Source organism: Vibrio sp. M260121 (assembly GCF_036533715.1).
Taxonomy (GTDB): domain Bacteria; phylum Pseudomonadota; class Gammaproteobacteria; order Enterobacterales; family Vibrionaceae; genus Vibrio.
Genome location: NZ_JATABF010000062.1, coordinates 1 through 18681 on the forward strand (window position 1 = coordinate 1; position 18681 = coordinate 18681).

The 18681-nt window shown below is 45.5% G+C and carries 16 protein-coding genes and 1 rRNA gene; 6 read left to right on the forward strand and 11 right to left on the reverse strand.

Annotated features, from left to right (window positions below):
- The 6 genes from QTO06_RS23365 to QTO06_RS23390 all read right to left on the reverse strand — a co-directional run.
- Positions 1–84: ribosomal RNA gene (locus QTO06_RS23365) — 16S ribosomal RNA — on the reverse strand; the annotation flags it as partial.
- 834 nt (positions 85–918) lie between these two features.
- Positions 919–3054: a lysine decarboxylase CadA gene (locus tag QTO06_RS23370; RefSeq protein ID WP_331410046.1), complete on the reverse strand. Its 2136-nt coding sequence runs from the start codon at positions 3052–3054 to the stop codon at positions 919–921.
- Between the two features lie 117 nt (positions 3055–3171).
- Positions 3172–4515, reverse strand: coding sequence for a cadaverine/lysine antiporter (cadB, locus tag QTO06_RS23375; protein ID WP_005434864.1), 1344 nt, complete (start codon positions 4513–4515; stop codon positions 3172–3174).
- 775 nt (positions 4516–5290) lie between these two features.
- On the reverse strand, positions 5291–6862 hold the full coding sequence (gene cadC, locus QTO06_RS23380) for a lysine decarboxylation/transport transcriptional activator CadC (RefSeq protein WP_331410047.1): 1572 nt from the start codon (positions 6860–6862) through the stop codon (positions 5291–5293).
- A 165-nt stretch (positions 6863–7027) separates the two neighbouring features.
- The gene (zntR, locus tag QTO06_RS23385) at positions 7028–7426 is read right to left on the reverse strand and encodes a Zn(2+)-responsive transcriptional regulator (RefSeq protein WP_005433620.1); all 399 of its coding nucleotides are present in this window, start codon (positions 7424–7426) and stop codon (positions 7028–7030) included.
- 57 nt (positions 7427–7483) lie between these two features.
- Positions 7484–7660 (reverse strand): hypothetical protein, encoded by a 177-nt coding sequence (locus QTO06_RS23390; protein WP_005533821.1) that lies wholly within the window; start codon positions 7658–7660, stop codon positions 7484–7486.
- A 33-nt stretch (positions 7661–7693) separates the two neighbouring features.
- On the opposite strand from QTO06_RS23390, the gene purH reads away from it, so the two are divergent.
- Positions 7694–9301 carry a bifunctional phosphoribosylaminoimidazolecarboxamide formyltransferase/IMP cyclohydrolase gene (purH, locus tag QTO06_RS23395; RefSeq protein WP_331410049.1) on the forward strand — a complete coding sequence of 536 codons (1608 nt, stop codon included), beginning with the start codon at positions 7694–7696 and terminating at the stop codon, positions 9299–9301.
- A 133-nt stretch (positions 9302–9434) separates the two neighbouring features.
- Positions 9435–10724, forward strand: coding sequence for a phosphoribosylamine--glycine ligase (gene purD / locus QTO06_RS23400; protein ID WP_331410050.1), 1290 nt, complete (start codon positions 9435–9437; stop codon positions 10722–10724).
- 84 nt (positions 10725–10808) lie between these two features.
- On the opposite strand, the gene QTO06_RS23405 is transcribed toward purD, so the two are convergent.
- Positions 10809–11507 (reverse strand): DUF1481 domain-containing protein, encoded by a 699-nt coding sequence (locus tag QTO06_RS23405; protein ID WP_010650823.1) that lies wholly within the window; start codon positions 11505–11507, stop codon positions 10809–10811.
- Positions 11508–11546: 39 nt separating this feature from the next.
- Positions 11547–11819, reverse strand: coding sequence for a nucleoid-associated protein HU-alpha (gene hupA, locus QTO06_RS23410; RefSeq protein ID WP_005433627.1), 273 nt, complete (start codon positions 11817–11819; stop codon positions 11547–11549).
- 253 nt (positions 11820–12072) lie between these two features.
- Here hupA and QTO06_RS23415 point away from each other — a divergent pair, with 253 nt between their 5' ends.
- Positions 12073–13206: a hemolysin family protein gene (locus tag QTO06_RS23415; protein ID WP_331410052.1), complete on the forward strand. Its 1134-nt coding sequence runs from the start codon at positions 12073–12075 to the stop codon at positions 13204–13206.
- A gap of 80 nt (positions 13207–13286) precedes the next feature.
- Here the strand turns inward: QTO06_RS23415 and QTO06_RS23420 are convergent, their stop codons facing one another.
- Entirely contained in the window at positions 13287–13874 is a 588-nt protein-coding gene (locus QTO06_RS23420; RefSeq protein WP_005434878.1) for a YjaG family protein, read from the reverse strand.
- 66 nt (positions 13875–13940) lie between these two features.
- Between QTO06_RS23420 and QTO06_RS23425 the strand changes: the two genes are divergently transcribed.
- Positions 13941–14864 (forward strand): D-2-hydroxyacid dehydrogenase, encoded by a 924-nt coding sequence (locus tag QTO06_RS23425; RefSeq protein ID WP_285337817.1) that lies wholly within the window; start codon positions 13941–13943, stop codon positions 14862–14864.
- A 7-nt stretch (positions 14865–14871) separates the two neighbouring features.
- Positions 14872–15444 (forward strand): uracil-DNA glycosylase family protein, encoded by a 573-nt coding sequence (locus QTO06_RS23430; protein ID WP_162093866.1) that lies wholly within the window; start codon positions 14872–14874, stop codon positions 15442–15444.
- A gap of 220 nt (positions 15445–15664) precedes the next feature.
- On the opposite strand, the gene hemE is transcribed toward QTO06_RS23430, so the two are convergent.
- Together hemE and nudC are read right to left on the reverse strand one after the other, a co-directional pair.
- The gene (hemE, locus tag QTO06_RS23435) at positions 15665–16732 is read right to left on the reverse strand and encodes a uroporphyrinogen decarboxylase (protein ID WP_005433634.1); all 1068 of its coding nucleotides are present in this window, start codon (positions 16730–16732) and stop codon (positions 15665–15667) included.
- 247 nt (positions 16733–16979) lie between these two features.
- Positions 16980–17777, reverse strand: coding sequence for an NAD(+) diphosphatase (gene nudC / locus QTO06_RS23440; RefSeq protein WP_331410056.1), 798 nt, complete (start codon positions 17775–17777; stop codon positions 16980–16982).
- A gap of 178 nt (positions 17778–17955) precedes the next feature.
- Here nudC and QTO06_RS23445 point away from each other — a divergent pair, with 178 nt between their 5' ends.
- Positions 17956–18447: an Rsd/AlgQ family anti-sigma factor gene (locus QTO06_RS23445; protein WP_005434886.1), complete on the forward strand. Its 492-nt coding sequence runs from the start codon at positions 17956–17958 to the stop codon at positions 18445–18447.
- The last annotated feature ends 234 nt before the right edge of the window (positions 18448–18681 follow it).

Here is an 18681-nt window from a genome sequence, read left to right on the forward strand (position 1 = left end):
TCAGATAACTCGTTTCCGCTCGACTTGCATGTGTTAGGCCTGCCGCCAGCGTTCAATCTGAGCCATGATCAAACTCTTCAATTTAAGATTTTGTTCGGCTCAATGAATACTGAACATTACATAAGTAATGTTTGAATTGACTGTGCTGAGTCTTTCGACTCAATGGTCACTTCGTATCATTGAAACCTAATTTGATACCGCTTTCCGTTAAGAAAGAAATACCTAATTGGATTATCATCAACGAGTGCCCACACAGATTGATAGGTTCTTATTTTTAAAGAGCTTTTCTAACATTTTCAGCAACTTAGTCGCTCGTCGTTAGGGGTGCGTATCTTACTTCACACCGTGAGAGAGTCAAGCATTTTTTCAAATTCTTTTTTCTCTCTTCCCGACTCGCTGTGTGACTTTCGTCTCACTCCGTGTCGGTGGATGCGCAGTATAGGAGGTTGAGAAATTAGCACAAGCGTTTTTTGCAAAAAAACTTTCAACCGAACAAATAACGAGCATTCTGCATAGATACTCAACGATCTTGTCTAATATTTCGGGTTGCAGAGGATCTTTTCATGATGAAACACCTGACTTCTGCATTAAAAGATCGCCGATTTCTTTGTGATTTCGGTTGCTGATCTTATCTCTCTTGGCTCTTTTTTCTCTTTCTATCTATATAAAGGCGAAAAAAAAGAGCAGAACGATGACGAACTGCTCTTTGGTCTTTGCTTTTTATTTAGGATGCTTCAGGTGAAGTCTTGGAAAAGTGCTTCTTCTATATATAGAAGAAAAGATCAGAGCATCCTTGCCCTTCTCTTTACGACAGATTAGTTAGGGGTATATCTAAATGTCGTTATTGTTCGATGACGCATTGAGCTCGTAAGAGTGGAGCATGCTTGCATTCCCAATGACGTCATCTTCGAGAGGAACTTAGTTCTTCAATACTTTTACGGTGTAGCTACCATCTTTTTGTTGGTATAGACCGTGGATGTCGGTTTCGAAACCTGGGTAATGCGCACCGATCTCACAAAGCATCTCTAGGAAGTCCAGCACAGGGCGAGACTCTTGAGTCACCATTTCACCAGGAAGTACTAGTGGCACACCTGGAGGGTAAGGAAGAATCATGTTCGCACTTACGCGGCCAACCATTTCTTCCAGTTTGATTTCTTCTACGTTACCGCGAAGCTCTTCTTGCCATGCTGCGTGTGGTGTTACTTTCATTTCAGGAAGAACATCGAACGCTTTGTACATTAGCTCTGGTAGGTTGTATTTCTTAGTTAGGTTGTGAATTGCTTGTGCTAGTGCTTGAACACGCATACCTTCATAGAAGCTTGGGTCTTCGTTGTATAGCGAAGGTAGGAAGCTCTTAATGGTTAAGTTCAAGTCGTAGCCACGTTTAAATTCAGTTAGACCGCGTAGCAACTGCATTGCTTTTGATTTGTCGATACCGATTGAGAATAGGAACAACAAGTTGTATGGACCTGTTTTCTCTACCACGATGCCGCGTTCATCTAGGAATTTAGCCACCAGCGAAGCAGGAATACCTGATTCTTCTAGTTCGCCTTCTTTATTCATCCCTGGAGTCAGTAGCGTTACTTTGATTGGGTCAAGATACATGTGGTTGTCATCCATGTTCTTGAAGCCGTGCCATGTATCGCTAGGGTCTAGTTTCCAACATTCTGTGGTATCGATGTTTTCTGGTTGCCATACATCGAAGAACCAGCTGTCGCTTTCTGCTTCTAGGCGTTTGATCTCTTTACGGAAGCGGATTGCGCGATCGATAGAGTCTTGCATCAACTTCTTACCAGTGTTGCCGCGCATCATTGCCGCTGCAGTTTCAGTAGAAGCAACAATGCCGTACTGAGGTGAAGTTGAAGTGTGCATCATGAATGCTTCGTTGAAAGATTCTTTATCAAAGTCACCTTTCACGTGAATCATTGAAGCTTGTGAGAACGCTGCCAACAGTTTGTGTGTTGATTGTGTTTCGTAGAACACTTTGCCTGGCATCGCTTCACCACTCATACCACATTTACCTTCGTAAATTGGGTTGAAGTTAGTGTAAGGCACCCAAGCACTGTCGAAATGGATGTGTTTACAATCTAGCGATTCTTTGATGAATTGTGTGTTGTACAACAGACCATCGTAAGTTGAGTTAGTCACTACCGCGTAAGTTGGTGCTGTTGCACCTGGTGTTTTCGCCACTTTCTCAGCAATGACATCTCGGCTGAATTCGCTTTGTGGAATACCACCAAGGATGCCGTATGCGTTACGAGTTGGGCGGAAGTAGATTGGTGTCACGTCGCTCATCATCATTAGGTGAGTCAGAGACTTGTGACAGTTACGGTCAATCAGTACTGTGCTGCCTGCAGGCGCTGAGTACATACCAACGATTTTATTCGATGTAGACGTACCGTTAGTTACGATGTACGAGCTGTCTGCATTGAATGTACGTGCAATGTATTCTTCTGCATCTTTATGTGGACCTGAGTGGTCTAGTAGAGAGCCTAGCTCAGGCATTGAGATTGATACGTCCGCTTTAAATGTGTTTGGACCGTAAAAATCGTAGAAGATGCTACCAGCAGGGCTTTTCTGGAATGCAGTACCGCCCATGTGACCTGGAGTACAGAAGGTGTATTTACCTTCTTCTACGTATTTGAATAACGCTTTAGTGAATGGAGGCATGATGGCATCTTTGTATGCCTCAGTCGCTTGGTTGATTTTGATAGCGATGTCGTCAGCCATACCTAAAGCGTACTCGAAGAAGCTCACGTTTAGACGTAGGTCTGTTAGTGAAATGTCTAGAGTAGACTGTTCGTTAGCAAATGCGTGAACAGGCAGTTTTTCGTTGATTTGGCTGATACGTTCACATAGCTCTAGTGAGTATTTATCCCAGTCGAACAGCACACCGCAAATGCGAGGGTTCATCTCAATCATTTTGATCAAGTCTTTATCATCTACTGGGTAAACCACTTCGTAGCCCGCTTTCTCAAGAGCAGCGTGAAGTTGACGAACTGGCTCTTCTTTAAAGAACACACCCATGTGGTTCAAGATAGCGAATATATTCATTTGGACATCTCCAAGGCGAATGAGGGCGCTCTTTGCCATTTACAGGCAATGAGTAAGGTGAGCGCCGCGTGAATTTGGGTTTTATGGGCTGGCACCTTAGTGCCAGCGTTTTGGGGATTAGTTGCTTGCTTGGGCAGGCATGTCGTCAGCGTGCATTTTCACGTACTGAGCAAGACCTGCTTTTTTGCTGTAGAACATCAAGATAACTAGAGACACGATGAAGGTTGCTGTTAGCGTACCGCCCTCTGCACCTGCTAGTGCGATGAAGCAGAACAGACAAGCCACACCAGAGAACAGCATTACGAAGCCGTTGCGTGTTGTCATACCTTCGAAGCGAATCAAGTTAATGCTTGAGTAGAAGTAAGGCAGCATAGTTAGTAGAACTGCGTCAGTTGTTAGCTGGTTGAATAGGTCTGATGCGTGTGCTGTTTTAGAGCTGAAGAACATCAGTACAACCATCAGTGCAGTCATCTTGATTGACGCAAGGATTAGACCTTTCTTAGGCACACCGTTTTTGTCAGTTTCGCCGTAGATTTTAGGGAAGTTGCCGTCGTTTGCTGCGCGTTTACCTGCTTCACCCACTAGCATCATCCAAGAACCTAGCGAAGTGAAACATGCTAGCGCTGTGAATGCTGATACGAATGGTGCTGTCCAGCTACCGAATAGCTCAGTGGTTGCTAGTGCAAATGGCGCACCTGATGCCGCAACTTCTGACGCTGGGAACATGCCGCTGATCATTTGAGTTGATAGGATGTAAATCACACCTGCGATACCAGTACCCAACATAGTTGCTAGTGGTACAGTACGTTTAGGGTTTTCTACCATACCAGTAGATACCGCTGCTGATTCCACACCTACGAATGACCATAGACAGATAAGAACCGCTGTTACTACCGCGTGGCTGTCAGTGCCTGCTGATACGTTCCAGTTTTGGCTGTAAAGCGCAGTATCGAAGTGCGTCCAACCAAATGCAGCTGTACCAACAACTGGGATAAGGATAAGAACTAGACCAAGCGTACATAGACGGCTTACCCAGCTACCACCAAGTAGGTTGACGAAAGTGAAGATCCATACCGATGCAATCGTCGCAATACCTGCTGGGATTGGGTTATTAAGCACAGGGAAGAATACTGAAAGGTAAGAAACACCTGTAATGGCAATAGCCAGGTTACCAATCCAGTTCGCGTGGTAATAAAGAACGCCCGTTTGGAAACCAAATACCGGAGACACTTCGCCAGCATAAGCGATAGGACCACCTTCTTGTGGGTTTTTGGTTGCCAGACGAGCGTAAACGAACGCCAGACTCAGTGCACCGACCAAACAGATCAGCCAACTGAAGATTGAAACAGAGCCTACAGAGGCAAGACTAGAAGGTAATAGTGCAATACCACTACCCATCATGTTACCGGCTACGACACCCGTACAGGCAATAAGGCCGATTTTTTTCGCATTCGATGACATAACATCTCCAAATCTATTCTACTCGAGTCAACATGACTCAAACTGAATGGTTATTAGCGAGATGCTATGAGGAGGAATCTGCTCGACCTCGCTAAATTTCGAAGTGAAGACTACGCCCAAAAACTGGGAAAAAAATAAACTTGGCGTTATCAATAAAACAATTAGCCCATCGGTATAAAGTTGAGACAAACCTTATAAACACAAAAATATAAAACCAATAAATACAGAAGGTTAGCCCAATAACATCAAACGCTCTTATCGGAAACCTAAAAACATCAACCTCAACAAATTTTCCATCAAGCTTATCAACCTCTATCAACATCAAAAGAAACCATGGCTAATTACCCAAACTGTTGACGCCGCTTTTTCCTACCTTTATTGCTCCGTTGACTTACATCAAACTTCCCTCTTCTTTTCCCCTCGTTCTGCATAGATACCAACGTAAGTACACATAAACAACAGTGTGGTTGTGACAGACAATAAGTACACAAACCAAAGGTAGAGCAATGGGGAAAAAAGGTAGATCTAGCAAAAACTCGATAAGAGCCGCTCATTAATAAACACAAGCAAAATACAAAGATGGTGAGATAGAAGATAGAAGATAGAAGATAGAAGATAGAAGATAGAAGATAGAAGATAGAATGAAAAGCCTACCCCCCCTGTAAAGCAAGCTCTATTCAAAAAGTAAGAAGATAGCGATTTAATAACGTAGAGACAAAAAAGCCCCTCACCGAAGTGAAGGGCTAAGTGTCTCTGATTGATAAAAGAGGGCTTACTACAACATACGAACCACAGAAGGGTGCACTGCTCGATACATGGCGTAATCAATCGCCTTCATATTGCTTGGAAAGACCAAGTTTTCGCACAGCAAATAGGTCTCTACAGATGTATCTATATAGAATGCCTCACTGTAAGACTCACTTGCCCAATCCAAATCACCATCCAATTCCGCGTGCTTGCCTCTAATGACATAAGACAGAACTGAGTCTCGAACCTCGAGAGCTTGATTCAAATGCTGCTTAGCCAAATCGATGTCACCTGCAATGGTCTCATGCAGCGCTAACGCTTCATAAATACGTGGCTGAATTGGTCCCACCATCATCTTTGAATTGGTTTCCAATTTCTCACTCAACTGCTGAACTCTGCCTTTTCTCAGCTCCAATGCAGGATCAAGCGCCTTTTGCACATGATAGGCAATCAACAGCTCAGCTTGTACATAAGCGTTATCCGGTTCAATCTCGAGAATTCTCTCCATCAAGTCGATACCGTGCTGGAATTGATTCGCATCCGACACATTCAAGTAGTGGTTTGCCTCAACAAACAGCTCCAATGCGTCTGGGTTCATTGGCATACCCGCCACCAGCACCTTGGATTTTAATTTTGCATCTGGCACTTTTAGTGCGCGCATCAAATCTAGAGAGGCTTGTTGCATAACCGACTTCAAATGGCTATTGGTTAACGCGTATTGGCGGCTGAACAAAACCTTTTCGGAGGAGTTATTGCGATATTCCACCTCAAGGAAGCTGCCACCGTCGTTTTCTTTAACACGTACCACCACAGATTTCCCCGGCACAATACCCGTCGTAAAGGTCGCCTTTTTCAGCATCACTCGATAATCACTGACTTGAGCTACATCTGCCATCAACTTCTGTGCAAACCCGTCAGCTAAGTCATAGCTGCGGCCTTCTTTGCTGAAGTTATCCTGAAACTTGAATTCGATAAGGTGAGTATCAATAGCTTGCGTAATGCGCACTTCTGATTGCTTGTAGGTAAACACGCCCATCACCACAACCAAAATACTGATCCAAATGAAGTTCATTAATCCCAGTCGCCAAGGGCTAATCTTATTTGGTTTACGCGGCGCTTTTTTTTCTTTCGACATCTCGCACACAGCGCGAGTTAATGGTCCGGCAGGAAATGCAATGGATGGTACAGGCGCCTCGGGCTGTTCCTCTTCTGCTTCTTCAACAATAGGGGGAAGGATTTCGGCATTGCAATGACGACTTGCAAGGAATTCCTCGTGTGTCATTGGGGTCACATTCGCTACCAGCTTGTAACCACGCTTAGGCACAGTGATCACGTAGCTGATGTTTTCTTCTCGACCATCTCGCAGAAGTTTGCGCAGTTCGAAGATCGACTGTGTTACGACTTGATCCGTCACAATCGCGCCCGCCCAAACGTATTGGATCAGCTCTTCGCGATTGAACACTTCACTAGCGTGCTCAGCAAGAAAATGCAGCAAATTAATTAAGCGTGGCTCAACGGTAACTTCCCTGTCTTGTCGATACAGCTTATTTTCATCAACGCTCAAAACCCAGTCATTGATTTGAAAATAGACTCCAACCATGTATGAAAACTCTCGTATCTGATAGACAGCGTCGCTTTAGGAATAGATAGAACTACACATTCTTACAGTCGACTAAAGCCGAGATTATAGGTGGGAATACGGCTTGAACCTAGAAAAGCAAGCCGCCAAAAATGCAAACTTAAATTAAATGATGCAAAAGTGAGACTATTCAAGGGCTGCCAAAATCGAGCAGTGGCTTGCATCGTCGTTGTTATGACCACAACACGCGTCGTTTATCTTCTTTAATGCCGTGCGAATTTTAGTTAGTTCAGCAATCTTCTCATCAATTAAAGTTAACTTTGCAGAAGTAATGGCTTTTACCTCCGCACAGCTGTGTTCTGTTGCCTCTAATTTGATCCCTAGAAGTTCCTTGATCTCATCTAAGCTCAAGCCAAGCTCTTTCGCTTTGAGAATAAAACGCACCTGCTTTTGGTTCTCTTCGTTATACAGGCGATAGCCCGAATCACTTCGTCCTGCGGGTTTAATGAGCGCATTTTTCTCATAGAATCGCAGTGTATCGGCAGTCACACCACAGCGTTTCGCCAGTTCACCTATCTGAAACATAACTTTCCTTATTAACTATCTCGTTACTTTTAAAGCCAAAGATCGAGTTTTTTGCAATTATTTTTGAGATGCCAAACGATTGCGCGAGCTTTTTTGTAATAAATTGGTTAGAATACGCGCCATCAAATAGTGGAGACTGTTTTCTAAGCATGAAAACGCCCCGCAAAGGTCTTTACCAAAACTGGCCAATATTTTACCCCAAGAGGTAAAAACAAGTTCATTTTTGGCAAACATCTTTAACTCCGTGAATTTGAGGAAAATGGAAGCATGAACAACGCTCGTCCTATTCGCCGTGCGCTTATCAGCGTATCAGACAAAACAGGTATTGTTGAGTTTGCACAAGCTCTTGCTGAGCGCGGTGTCGATATCCTATCTACTGGTGGTACGGCTCGTCTACTTGCAGAACAAGGCATCGCTGTAACAGAAGTCTCTGACTACACTGGTTTCCCAGAAATGATGGACGGTCGCGTTAAAACGCTTCACCCGAAAGTTCACGGTGGTGTGCTGGGTCGTCGTGGCCAAGATGATGACGTGATGGAAAAACACGGCATCAACCCTATCGATATGGTTGTTGTTAACCTATACCCATTCGCAGAAACCGTTGCTAAAGAAGGCTGTACGCTTGCTGATGCAGTTGAGAACATCGACATCGGCGGTCCAACAATGGTTCGCTCTGCTGCGAAAAACCACAAAGACGTGACTATCGTCGTTAACGCAGGTGATTACCAGCGCGTAATCGCAGAGATGGATGCAAACGACAAATCCCTTACTCTAGATACCCGTTTCGACCTTGCTATCGCAGCATTTGAGCACACTGCGGCTTACGATGGCATGATCGCAAACTACTTCGGCACTATGGTTCCATCTTACGGTGAGAACAAAGAAGGTGATGAACCTTCTCCTGAAAACAAGAGCAAATTCCCTCGAACATTCAACCAACAGTTCGAGAAAAAACAAGACATGCGCTATGGTGAGAACAGCCACCAAGCCGCAGCTTTCTACGTAGAAGCAAACCCACAAGAAGCATCTGTTTCTACTGCTCGCCAAATCCAGGGTAAAGCCCTTTCTTACAACAACATCGCAGATACTGACGCAGCACTTGAATGTGTGAAAGAGTTCAACGAGCCAGCATGTGTGATCGTAAAACACGCGAACCCATGTGGTGTAGCTCTAGGTAAGGATATCCTAGAAGCGTACAACCGCGCTTACCAAACTGACCCAACATCTGCATTCGGCGGCATCATTGCATTCAACCAAGAGCTAGATGCAGAAACGGCAACCGCTATTGTTGAGCGTCAATTCGTTGAAGTAATCATCGCACCTTCTGTTTCTGCAGAAGCGATTGAAGTGGTTGCAGCGAAGAAGAACGTGCGTCTACTTGAGTGTGGCGAATGGACAACTAAGACAACTGGCTTTGACGTGAAACGCGTGAATGGTGGTCTACTGGTTCAAGACCGTGACCAAGGCATGGTGAGCCTAGACGACCTAAAAGTGGTTTCTAAGCGCCAGCCAACAGAAGAAGAGCTGAAAGATGCGCTGTTCTGTTGGAAAGTAGCGAAATACGTGAAATCAAACGCGATTGTTTACGCAAAAGGTGACATGACTATCGGTGTAGGTGCTGGCCAAATGAGCCGCGTTTACTCTGCGAAGATTGCAGGTATCAAAGCTGCAGACGAAGGTCTAGAAGTTGCAGGTAGCGTAATGGCATCTGACGCATTCTTCCCATTCCGTGATGGTATCGATGCAGCTGCAGAAGCAGGCATTAAGTGTGTTATCCAACCGGGTGGCTCTATGCGTGATGACGAAGTTATCGCAGCAGCAGACGAACACGGCATGGCGATGATCTTCACTGGCATGCGTCACTTCCGCCACTAGAAAGAAAAGATACGAGAGCGCTTCGCTACTGGAAACGGGAACGCTGCGCTCCGAGATGAGCAACACTCTCCTTTCGTGTTGCTCAAACATTTTCTAGTTCTACTACTATCAATTTTGATTGAAGGTTTAAAACATGAATGTACTTATCATTGGTTCGGGCGGTCGTGAACACGCACTAGGTTGGAAAGCGGCGCAAAACCCAAATGTTGAGACTATCTTCGTGGCTCCAGGTAACGCAGGTACAGCACTAGAGCCTAAACTAGAGAACGTAAACATCGCAGTAGAAGACATCGCAGGTCTGGTTGCTTTTGCAAAAGAGAAAGCTATCGAGCTAACCATTGTTGGCCCTGAAGCTCCACTGGTTATCGGTGTGGTTGATGCTTTCCGCGAAGCAGGTTTGCCAATCTTCGGCCCAACACAAGCAGCAGCGCAGCTTGAGGGCTCTAAAGCGTTTACCAAAGACTTCCTTGCTCGTCATCAAATCCCAACGGGTGCCTACGCAAACTTCACTGAAATCGAGCCAGCTCTTACTTACGTACGTGAACAAGGTGCGCCGATTGTGGTGAAAGCTGACGGCCTTGCTGCTGGTAAAGGCGTTATCGTAGCGATGACACTAGAAGAAGCGGAAGACGCAATCAAAGACATGCTAGCAGGCAACGCATTTGGTGATGCTGGTAGTCGTGTCGTTATCGAAGAGTTCCTAGATGGTGAAGAAGCAAGCTTCATCGTTATGGTGGACGGTGAGAACGTTCTGCCAATGGCCACCAGCCAAGATCACAAACGCGTAGGCGACAAAGATACCGGTCCTAACACAGGTGGCATGGGTGCATATTCTCCTGCTCCAGTCGTGACACAAGAAATCCACAACCGCATCATGGAAGAAGTGATTTACCCAACGGTACGCGGCATGGCTTCTGAAGGTAACCCTTACACTGGTTTCCTATACGCAGGTCTGATGATCGACAAAGACGGCACTCCGAAAGTGATCGAGTACAACTGCCGTTTCGGTGATCCTGAGACGCAACCAATCATGATGCGTATGGAATCGGATCTTGTTGAACTCTGCCTAGCAGCAATCGACGAGAAACTGGATCAAGCGGAATCGAAGTGGGATCCACGAGCATCAATTGGTATCGTGCTAGCAGCCGGCGGCTACCCTGCCGCATACAACAAAGGCGACGTAATTTCGGGTCTGCCACAAGTTGAAATTGAGGGCGAAAAAGTCTTCCATGCTGGTACAGATAACAAAGATGGCGACATCGTGACAAACGGTGGTCGCGTTCTGTGTGCAACGGCACTTGGCAACAGCGTATCAGAAGCACAGCAGCGTGCTTACGAGCTTGCAAAACAGATCAGTTGGGATGGCATGTTCCATCGCAACGACATCGGCTACCGTGCGATAGCACGTGAGCAAGAAAAATAAAAACAACTTCAGTTGGCTAAAAAGACAAAAGGCGCACTCAGCGCCTTTTTTATTGTTCTTTTTCGAAAGAATTCGAAGCCATGTCTATTCAGAGATCAACTTTGGTCGTGGTACACAATCAAAGTCATCATCATTGAGCATCAGCAATTCATCAACGGTCGCCGCATTACGCGACTCTTTACCAATAAACGCAATGTAACTGTCCACTGACGCCAATCTATCAATCACAAACTTAGGTAGGGTCTGATTGAATTCCAACGTCGTAAACTCTCGCCCCTTACAGGTTTCGAACGTTTCACCATCCCAATAACCTTGGATTAGGCTCTGGCCATCACGAGATTGTTTCTTGATAGACGTAACGACATCGTTCGCCTCTTGCTTGTAACGCTCTAACTGGTCGCGCTGTAAGGGCAGCACTTTCCCATTCACACGGTACTGCTGATAGACCGCGTCACCATCTTTATTGAATCGAATGTGGATTTGAAAAGGCACCAATCCTTGTTTGGCATCGAGTTGCTTACCTTTTCGAATCAACTCTCTTAGCTCACCATCATCCCAGCGATAATCACTCTGGTACGAGCCGTAATCTCCCATCGTGACATAGTCTGCTGCCGTACTGACGCGTGTAAGACGCTCTGTCATCCAATATAAACTAGTTGCATCACCCATGATTTTCCCGCCTGAGAAATGGGTAAATTGGTCAAGATTTGGGGTTTCAACAGAAGAACAGCCAACAAGAGCGAGGCTTGATAGAAGGAGTGAAGTGAGTAGATGTTTTTTCATGAAATTGCACCGAGGCAGGATACCTCGGTGCATTTTAACTTAGTTTACTGATTCTTTCAGCGCTTTACCTGCTACGAATGCAGGTACGTTAGCTGCTGCGATTTGAATCTCATCACCAGTCTTAGGGTTACGACCAGTACGTGCAGCACGGTGGTTTACTTTGAATGTACCAAAACCAATTAGTTGAACTTGGTCACCCTCTTTAAGAGCGCCAGTAACACCCTCAAGAGTTGCTTCAAGAGCAGCTTTAGCTTGTGCTTTAGATAGGTCTGCTTTCTCTGCAATAAAGTCGATTAATTGGGTCTTGTTCATTAGGTTTCCCTTCTCATATGTTATCGAATTCATCTCACTCTAAAACATAAATGCCCCATCTGGCAAAGGTTTGTAAGCGATCTTTCGATTTTCTGACGTAGTTTTAGCCATAATATGAGTAATAACTCACAATTTGTTACTACTTGTACGGGCAAAGCGCTTGCTTTCTAATGCAATTAGAACGATTTATAGGGCGCTTTTGCGGTTATAATCGCTTAAAATCCCGACTATCACATTACATTCAAGGGCAACTATGCTGCTGTTATCCATTTATATCTCTATTGCTATCGGCATTTCGTTTATCTGTTCGGTACTGGAGGCGGTACTTCTTAGTATCAGTCCGAGCTACATTGCGCAGCTCAAACAACAGGGGCACCCTGCTTCTGCTCAGTTAGAAAAACTGAAAGCAGACATCGACCGACCACTGGCTTCGATCCTGACCCTGAACACCATTGCTCACACTATCGGTGCAGCAACAGCAGGTGCACAAGCGGCGGTAGTGTTCGGTAGCGAAGCACTAGGTATCTTCTCTGCGGTACTGACACTGGCGATTCTTGTTCTATCAGAAATCGTACCTAAGACGATTGGTGCAACTTACTGGCGCCAACTTGCACCATCTGCGGCGGTATCGCTACGTTGGATGGTATGGGCACTAACACCATTCGTATGGTTCTCTGAGCAAATCACTAAGCGTCTAGCTCGTAACCACGAAGCACCAAAAATGCGTGATGAGCTGTCTGCTATGGCTATTCTGGCAAAAGAAAGCGGTGAGTTCGCGGAAGGTGAATCAAAGATCCTAAGCAACCTACTTGGTATTCAAGATGTGCCAGTAACACAAGTCATGACTCCGCGCCCAGTAGTATTTCGCGTTGACGCGACCATGACCATCAATGACTTTCTAGAGAAGCATAAAGAGACGCCTTTCTCTCGCCCACTGGTTTACAGCGAGCAGAAAGACAACATCATTGGTTTTGTGCACCGTCTAGAGCTGTTCAAGCTGCAACAATCAGGCAGCGGCCAAAAACAACTTGGCTCGGTCATGCGTCCTATCCAAGTGGTACTGAACAACACCGCTCTACCTAAAGTGTTCGACCAGATGATGACTCACCGCCTGCAGCTCGCGCTTGTGGTTGACGAATACGGCACAGTACAAGGCTTGGTAACGCTAGAAGACATCTTTGAGCACCTATTGGGTGAAGAGATCATCGATGAAGCGGATAAGAGCACTGACATGCAAGAACTGGCTTATCAACGCTGGGAAAGCTGGAAAGAAAAGCACGGCGTAATTGAAAGCCGCGATGACGATGAAGAAGAGGAACAACTGGAGAAACAAGACAAAGAGCCAGAAGCTCAAGAGCCAACCAAACCAGACTCTAAAGAATCGTAATCAGCCTTGGGCGTAACAGCTCAAACGCACAAATGAAAAAGGCATCCACCATGGATGCCTTTGTTTTATCTATTCAACAATTAAAGTGCAATGCCGATGTTGCTCACGGCTTCTTCGCGTAGCTCTTCACGCAAATCTTTAATCAGGCTGATGTCACGCTCTACCGCTTCACGCAGTGGACGGAAGATAGCCCACTGAACATCCCACTCTTCACACACGGCTTCATTTTCTTTTTGATTGTCGTTTGTGATTGGCTCTGCACCTTGTGCTTGTTCTAGGTCAGCCACGGTTTGTACCGACTGTTGGCTCACTTTCAGCATTGAATCGAAAAGGTAGTCGCGATCCAACAGACCATGCAGCAGTGTCGACAAGCTCTGACAAGCATCCATTGCTGGATAAACACCGTAAAAATCGAACTCATCTGCACTTGGGAACAACTCTTCTAACTTCTCTAATTGACGTTCGAAATTAATTTTCGCGTTCTTAACCGTCAGAATTTCCCATACACTATCAAGAATCGCTCGGTAAGCACGTGGCTCAGCAAATTCTGTATTCTCACAAAACATCGCATAGTTTGGATACATGCGTTCACACAGGCACGCCATGAAGGTAATTTGTTGCCAAGGTTCTAGTTTTTCCAAACGAACCTGAAGAGGATTCTTAAGCATAGTCACTCAATCATTGAAGAAAAAATCAGCGAAAGTGTACTTGATTCATCACAGGGAAAAAAGTTAATGCAGCATCCAAATCAGATTTTCCTGCTCTCAGAGCATCGCGACACCTACGAAACGTTACTGGCGGAGAAAAATCTGCCCGATCTGGCCATCACAAACAAACCTCAAGATGCTCAGATCGTACTGGCGGATCCACCATTACTATCACAAAGGTTAGACGAGTTTTCACAGCTTGAGTGGGTGCAATCAACATTTGCAGGAGTGAATGCTCTGATGATGCCGAATCTACGCCGGGATTATACCCTGACTAATGTTCGCGGTATTTTTGGTCCATTGATTGCTGAGTACGTGATTGGTTACAGCATTGCTCACTTCCGTCACTTTATGCAATACCACCAGCAGCAACAGAGCAAACAATGGCAGCCGCATCTGTATACCTCGCTACAAAGCAAAACCATGGTGATTCTCGGCACCGGCAGCATCGGCAGTCATTTGGGTAAAACGGCACAATTGATGGGCATGAAAGCCATAGGGATCAATCGTACTGGCATCCCTACTTCTGGCGGTGAATTCAATCAAACTTTTCATATCAATGAGCTCGCCAGCGCCTTTCACCAAGCGGATATCGTGGTAAATACGCTGCCGAGCACGCCAGAGACGCAACGTTTGCTCAATAGTGAAGTGTTAAGCCATCTTAATCAGGCATTGCTATTTAATGTTGGAAGAGGCGATGTGATTGATGATGCAGGTCTGTTGCTCGCACTAAAGAATCGCTGGGTGGAACATGCTTTTCTCGATGTGTTTGAACAAGAGCCACTTTCACCGCAACATCCGTTTTGGAAACTTCAGCAAGTAACCATCACTCCTCACATCGCGGCGTTAAGTTTCCCTGAGCAAGTAGTCGACATTTTTGCAGACAACTACTTGAGTTGGAGGGACGGTTTCTCTCTAACTAATCAGGTCGATTTCGATAAAGGGTATTAACCATCTTATGTCTTTAGAAACACTGCTAAAGCAAGTACGAGCCTGCCAGATCTGCGCAGACGATTTACCTTTGGGCGCAAACCCTGTCGTGCAAGCTGCAAAAGATGCACGCATACTAATCATCGGACAAGCGCCAGGGACGCGCGTACACAGAACCTCGATACCTTGGAATGACCCAAGCGGCGATCGGTTACGCCAATGGCTCGATATCGACAAAGACACTTTCTACGACCCAAACAAAATTGCTATTGTCCCGATGGGATTCTGCTATCCAGGCAAAGGAAATTCAGGCGATTTGCCACCTCGTAAAGAATGCGCGCCTGCTTGGCATAAAAAGATTCTAGATCAGTTGCCCAATATAGAGCTGACGCTACTGATTGGTCTGTACTCACAGCAGTACTATCTAACCAACAAACCAAAGACGCTCACGCAAACTGTTCAGCAATGGCAGGACTGGGAGCCTGACTTTATCCCGCTTCCTCATCCTTCTCCACGCAACACATTGTGGTTAAAGAAGAACCCTTGGTTTGAGTCTGACGTTGTGCCATACCTTAAAAAACGCGTTCATTCGATGCTTTAGGTTACCCATGGTCTAATTGCTTGTTTATCTGTACAAGAAAATTAGCACACAAGAACCATGAGGGTAAGCCTTTGTTTATAATAAACTTTAATACCTAACGTACAGTTAAGATAGTAATTAGATCATGGTAGGCCAAATACTACCAAAGCTGTACAGCCTTGATTTTGAGATAAAAAAATACCGGCACTGATTGCCGGTATTTGATTTCAAAAAGTCGAAGTTACTTGTGGTAAGGCTTAGATAGCTCGTGTACCGCTTCCACAAATACACCCGCGTTTTCTGGCGGCACATCCAAATGGATACCGTGACCTAGGTTGAACACGTGACCAGTACCTGCATCACCAAAGCCTTCTAGAATACCCGCGACTTCTTCACGGATACGCTCTGGTGAAGCGTAAAGCATTGATGGATCCATATTACCTTGTAGAGCCACTTTATCGCCGATACGCGCTTTTGCGTCTGCGATGTTAATCGTCCAGTCTAGACCTACCGCATCACAGCCCGTTGCTGCGATTTGCTCAAGCCACATGCCACCGTTCTTAGTGAACAGCGTTACTGGTACGCGACGACCGTCGTTTTCACGAATCAGGCCATCTACAATCTTGTGCATGTATTGCAGTGAGAACAGGTTGTAGTCACGAGGAGTCAGTACACCGCCCCATGTATCAAATACCATCACCGACTGTGCACCCGCTTTAATTTGCGCGTTTAGGTACTCGATAACGCTGTCTGCTAGCTTATCTAGAAGTAAGTGCAGAGTTTGCGGTTCTGCGTACATCATCTTCTTGATCTTAGTGAACGCTTTAGAGCTACCACCTTCAACCATGTAAGTCGCCAGTGTCCATGGGCTACCAGAGAAGCCAATCAGTGGAACGTCACCGTTCAAGTCTTTACGGATTTGACGCACTGCGTTCATTACGTATTGCAGCTCGCCTTCTGGATCTGGCAGGCCGATCTTTTCTACGTCAGCTTTGCAAGTGATAGGCTTATCGAAAACCGGACCTTCACCCGCAGCAAAGCGAAGTTCTAAGCCCATTGCATCTGGGATAGTTAGGATGTCAGAGAACAAGATCGCTGCATCAAGAGGAAAACGGCGTAGTGGTTGAAGCGTTACTTCTGACGCCAACTCCGCGTTCTTACACAAAGACATGAAATCGCCCGCTTGCGCACGAGTTGCTTTGTATTCTGGTAGGTAACGACCTGCCTGACGCATCATCCATACTGGCGTGTAATCTACTGGCTCTTTTAGAAGGGCACGCAGATAACGATCATTTTTTAATTCAGTCATTCCGTAATTCCAATTGTTAGGCTTTCTTTGAAAGGGGGTATTCTATCACTGATTTAAGGCTAATAGCGGTGTGCTTTGCAACCTGGATCAAGTTATTAACTTTTAAATCAGTGCTTAATTTGCACCCAGTCGGTATCAGTGTTAAAAATTTGTTCGCTAGCGAAAACTACAATTATAAACTGAGTACCCGGTACTCAGCATCTCATAACGACATCTTACTTACCCCCTCCCTCTCGGAGGGTTTTTTTTATCTATTTTTCAGCCAATTAGATTCGATATCTTGTCGCGTTTGCTCGATAAGAGCTCGAGCAATTGTCCCTTCTGGTGCAACCGGCGGCATCTCGTCAATGCCAAACCATTGTGCATCGGACAGCTCAGTGTAATCAGGATTCAATTCACCAGACTCGTAATCAGCAAGAAATGCCATCATCATGCTAGATGGGAAGGCCCATGGTTGGCTGCCAAAGTAGCGAATATTTTTAACGTGTACGCCGGTTTCTTCATGTACTTCACGAGCGACACATTCTTCTAGGGTTTCTCCCACCTCTAAAAAGCCCGCAATGACGGTGTACATGCCATTTCGATGACGAGGATGCTGTGCCAACAAAATCTGGTTATCTTTGCGTACAGCGACAATGATGCAAGGGAAAATACGCGGATAGTGCAAAGTACGGCACTCACCACACTGCATCGCTAGCTGGTTGTTATTGAGAAAGTTTCGACCACCACACTGAGGGCAAAAGCGAAGGCTTTGTGTCATGTGCCCATATTGAATCGCTTTGCTGATCAGCAAGAAGAGTGCCTCTGGGAAATGCAGACAATCACGCAGAGACACCAGTTCTAAATCGTGATCTAAATCCGACAGGTTTACCCACATCACCGGGGCATCTTGGTATTCACCTATCTGCCTGGCACTCGCCTCTGGCAGTGAGAACTGCTCTGCATTGCCAAATGGTATAGCACCATCCACCAGCCAAACATCGCTTCCTGAGACAACACACCAATAGGCGTTTTTCGTACGGTTAACTTCACCTTTTCTTAACATTACAGCGTCCCTTTGCTTGAAGTTCATTCATTTTACTGGCAATCTAATTTCATACCAGAGTTTGTCGTTCGCCAAATTTGCAACTATAAATTCTAGTAAGGACAAGAGTTTGTAATCACTTTACTAACTTTGCTTTGCAAAGGATACGTTCGCCAACGGGCGATCAGATCATGAGGGCATGGTCATGCTAAAAAAATTCAAACAAACACAAGACCAATGGGGCGGTTCCAGTGACGTTATTGACCATTGGCTGGAAACGAGACAATCTCTGATTGTCGAATATTGTAAGCTTGCAGCACTGCAACCTTGTTCGAAATCCAATGTCATTGAACTCCCTTCCCCTGACGAACTTCAGCACTTCTGCCAACACCTCGTTGATTATATCTCTGAAGGTCACTTTAAAATCTACGATATGGTGATGGATAAGTGGAAAGCCACTGGCTTTGTCGCGACAGATGAAATAAACCAGACTTACGCGAAGATCGTCCTCACTACTGAGCCGTTGCTGAACTTTACCGACAAATACTCTGATGTTTCAGCCGAAGATGAACTGGCTGATTTTGACGAAGATATGTCTTTGATTGGGGAAATCATTGAGACACGTTTCGCTGTAGAAGACCACTTGATTCAGTTGATTGCTGACAGTTTAGCGATGCCGCCTGGCGCATAGCGAGAAGCGAGAAGCGAGAAGCGAGAAGCGAGAAGCGAGAAGCGAGAAGCGAGAAGCGAGAAGCGAGAAGCGAGAAAATTCTTAAGTGGAATGACCCCTTAAAAGTAGACACAGGGGGTTAATTCATTAGCTCAAAGTCTATGGGGCTCACTCCACCTAGAGTCCCATGTCTTCTTACCGGATTGTAATATGTATCGATATAAAGTCGGCTTTGCATTGTCATTTCCTGACGAG

Excerpts from the sequence above, each read along its gene's own strand:
- QTO06_RS23370 (WP_331410046.1), bottom strand. The coding sequence starts at position 3,054 with ATGAATATATTCGCTATCTTGAACCACATGGGTGTGTTCTTTAAAGAA.
- cadB (WP_005434864.1), bottom strand. The coding sequence starts at position 4,515 with ATGTCATCGAATGCGAAAAAAATCGGCCTTATTGCCTGTACGGGTGTC.
- cadC (WP_331410047.1), bottom strand. The coding sequence starts at position 6,862 with ATGGTTGGAGTCTATTTTCAAATCAATGACTGGGTTTTGAGCGTTGAT.
- zntR (WP_005433620.1), bottom strand. The coding sequence starts at position 7,426 with ATGTTTCAGATAGGTGAACTGGCGAAACGCTGTGGTGTGACTGCCGAT.
- QTO06_RS23390 (WP_005533821.1), bottom strand. The coding sequence starts at position 7,660 with ATGTTTGCCAAAAATGAACTTGTTTTTACCTCTTGGGGTAAAATATTG.
- purH (WP_331410049.1), top strand. The coding sequence starts at position 7,694 with ATGAACAACGCTCGTCCTATTCGCCGTGCGCTTATCAGCGTATCAGAC.
- purD (WP_331410050.1), top strand. The coding sequence starts at position 9,435 with ATGAATGTACTTATCATTGGTTCGGGCGGTCGTGAACACGCACTAGGT.
- QTO06_RS23405 (WP_010650823.1), bottom strand. The coding sequence starts at position 11,507 with ATGAAAAAACATCTACTCACTTCACTCCTTCTATCAAGCCTCGCTCTT.
- hupA (WP_005433627.1), bottom strand. The coding sequence starts at position 11,819 with ATGAACAAGACCCAATTAATCGACTTTATTGCAGAGAAAGCAGACCTA.
- QTO06_RS23415 (WP_331410052.1), top strand. The coding sequence starts at position 12,073 with ATGCTGCTGTTATCCATTTATATCTCTATTGCTATCGGCATTTCGTTT.
- QTO06_RS23420 (WP_005434878.1), bottom strand. The coding sequence starts at position 13,874 with ATGCTTAAGAATCCTCTTCAGGTTCGTTTGGAAAAACTAGAACCTTGG.
- QTO06_RS23425 (WP_285337817.1), top strand. The coding sequence starts at position 13,941 with ATGCAGCATCCAAATCAGATTTTCCTGCTCTCAGAGCATCGCGACACC.
- QTO06_RS23430 (WP_162093866.1), top strand. The coding sequence starts at position 14,872 with ATGTCTTTAGAAACACTGCTAAAGCAAGTACGAGCCTGCCAGATCTGC.
- hemE (WP_005433634.1), bottom strand. The coding sequence starts at position 16,732 with ATGACTGAATTAAAAAATGATCGTTATCTGCGTGCCCTTCTAAAAGAG.
- nudC (WP_331410056.1), bottom strand. The coding sequence starts at position 17,777 with ATGTTAAGAAAAGGTGAAGTTAACCGTACGAAAAACGCCTATTGGTGT.
- QTO06_RS23445 (WP_005434886.1), top strand. The coding sequence starts at position 17,956 with ATGGTCATGCTAAAAAAATTCAAACAAACACAAGACCAATGGGGCGGT.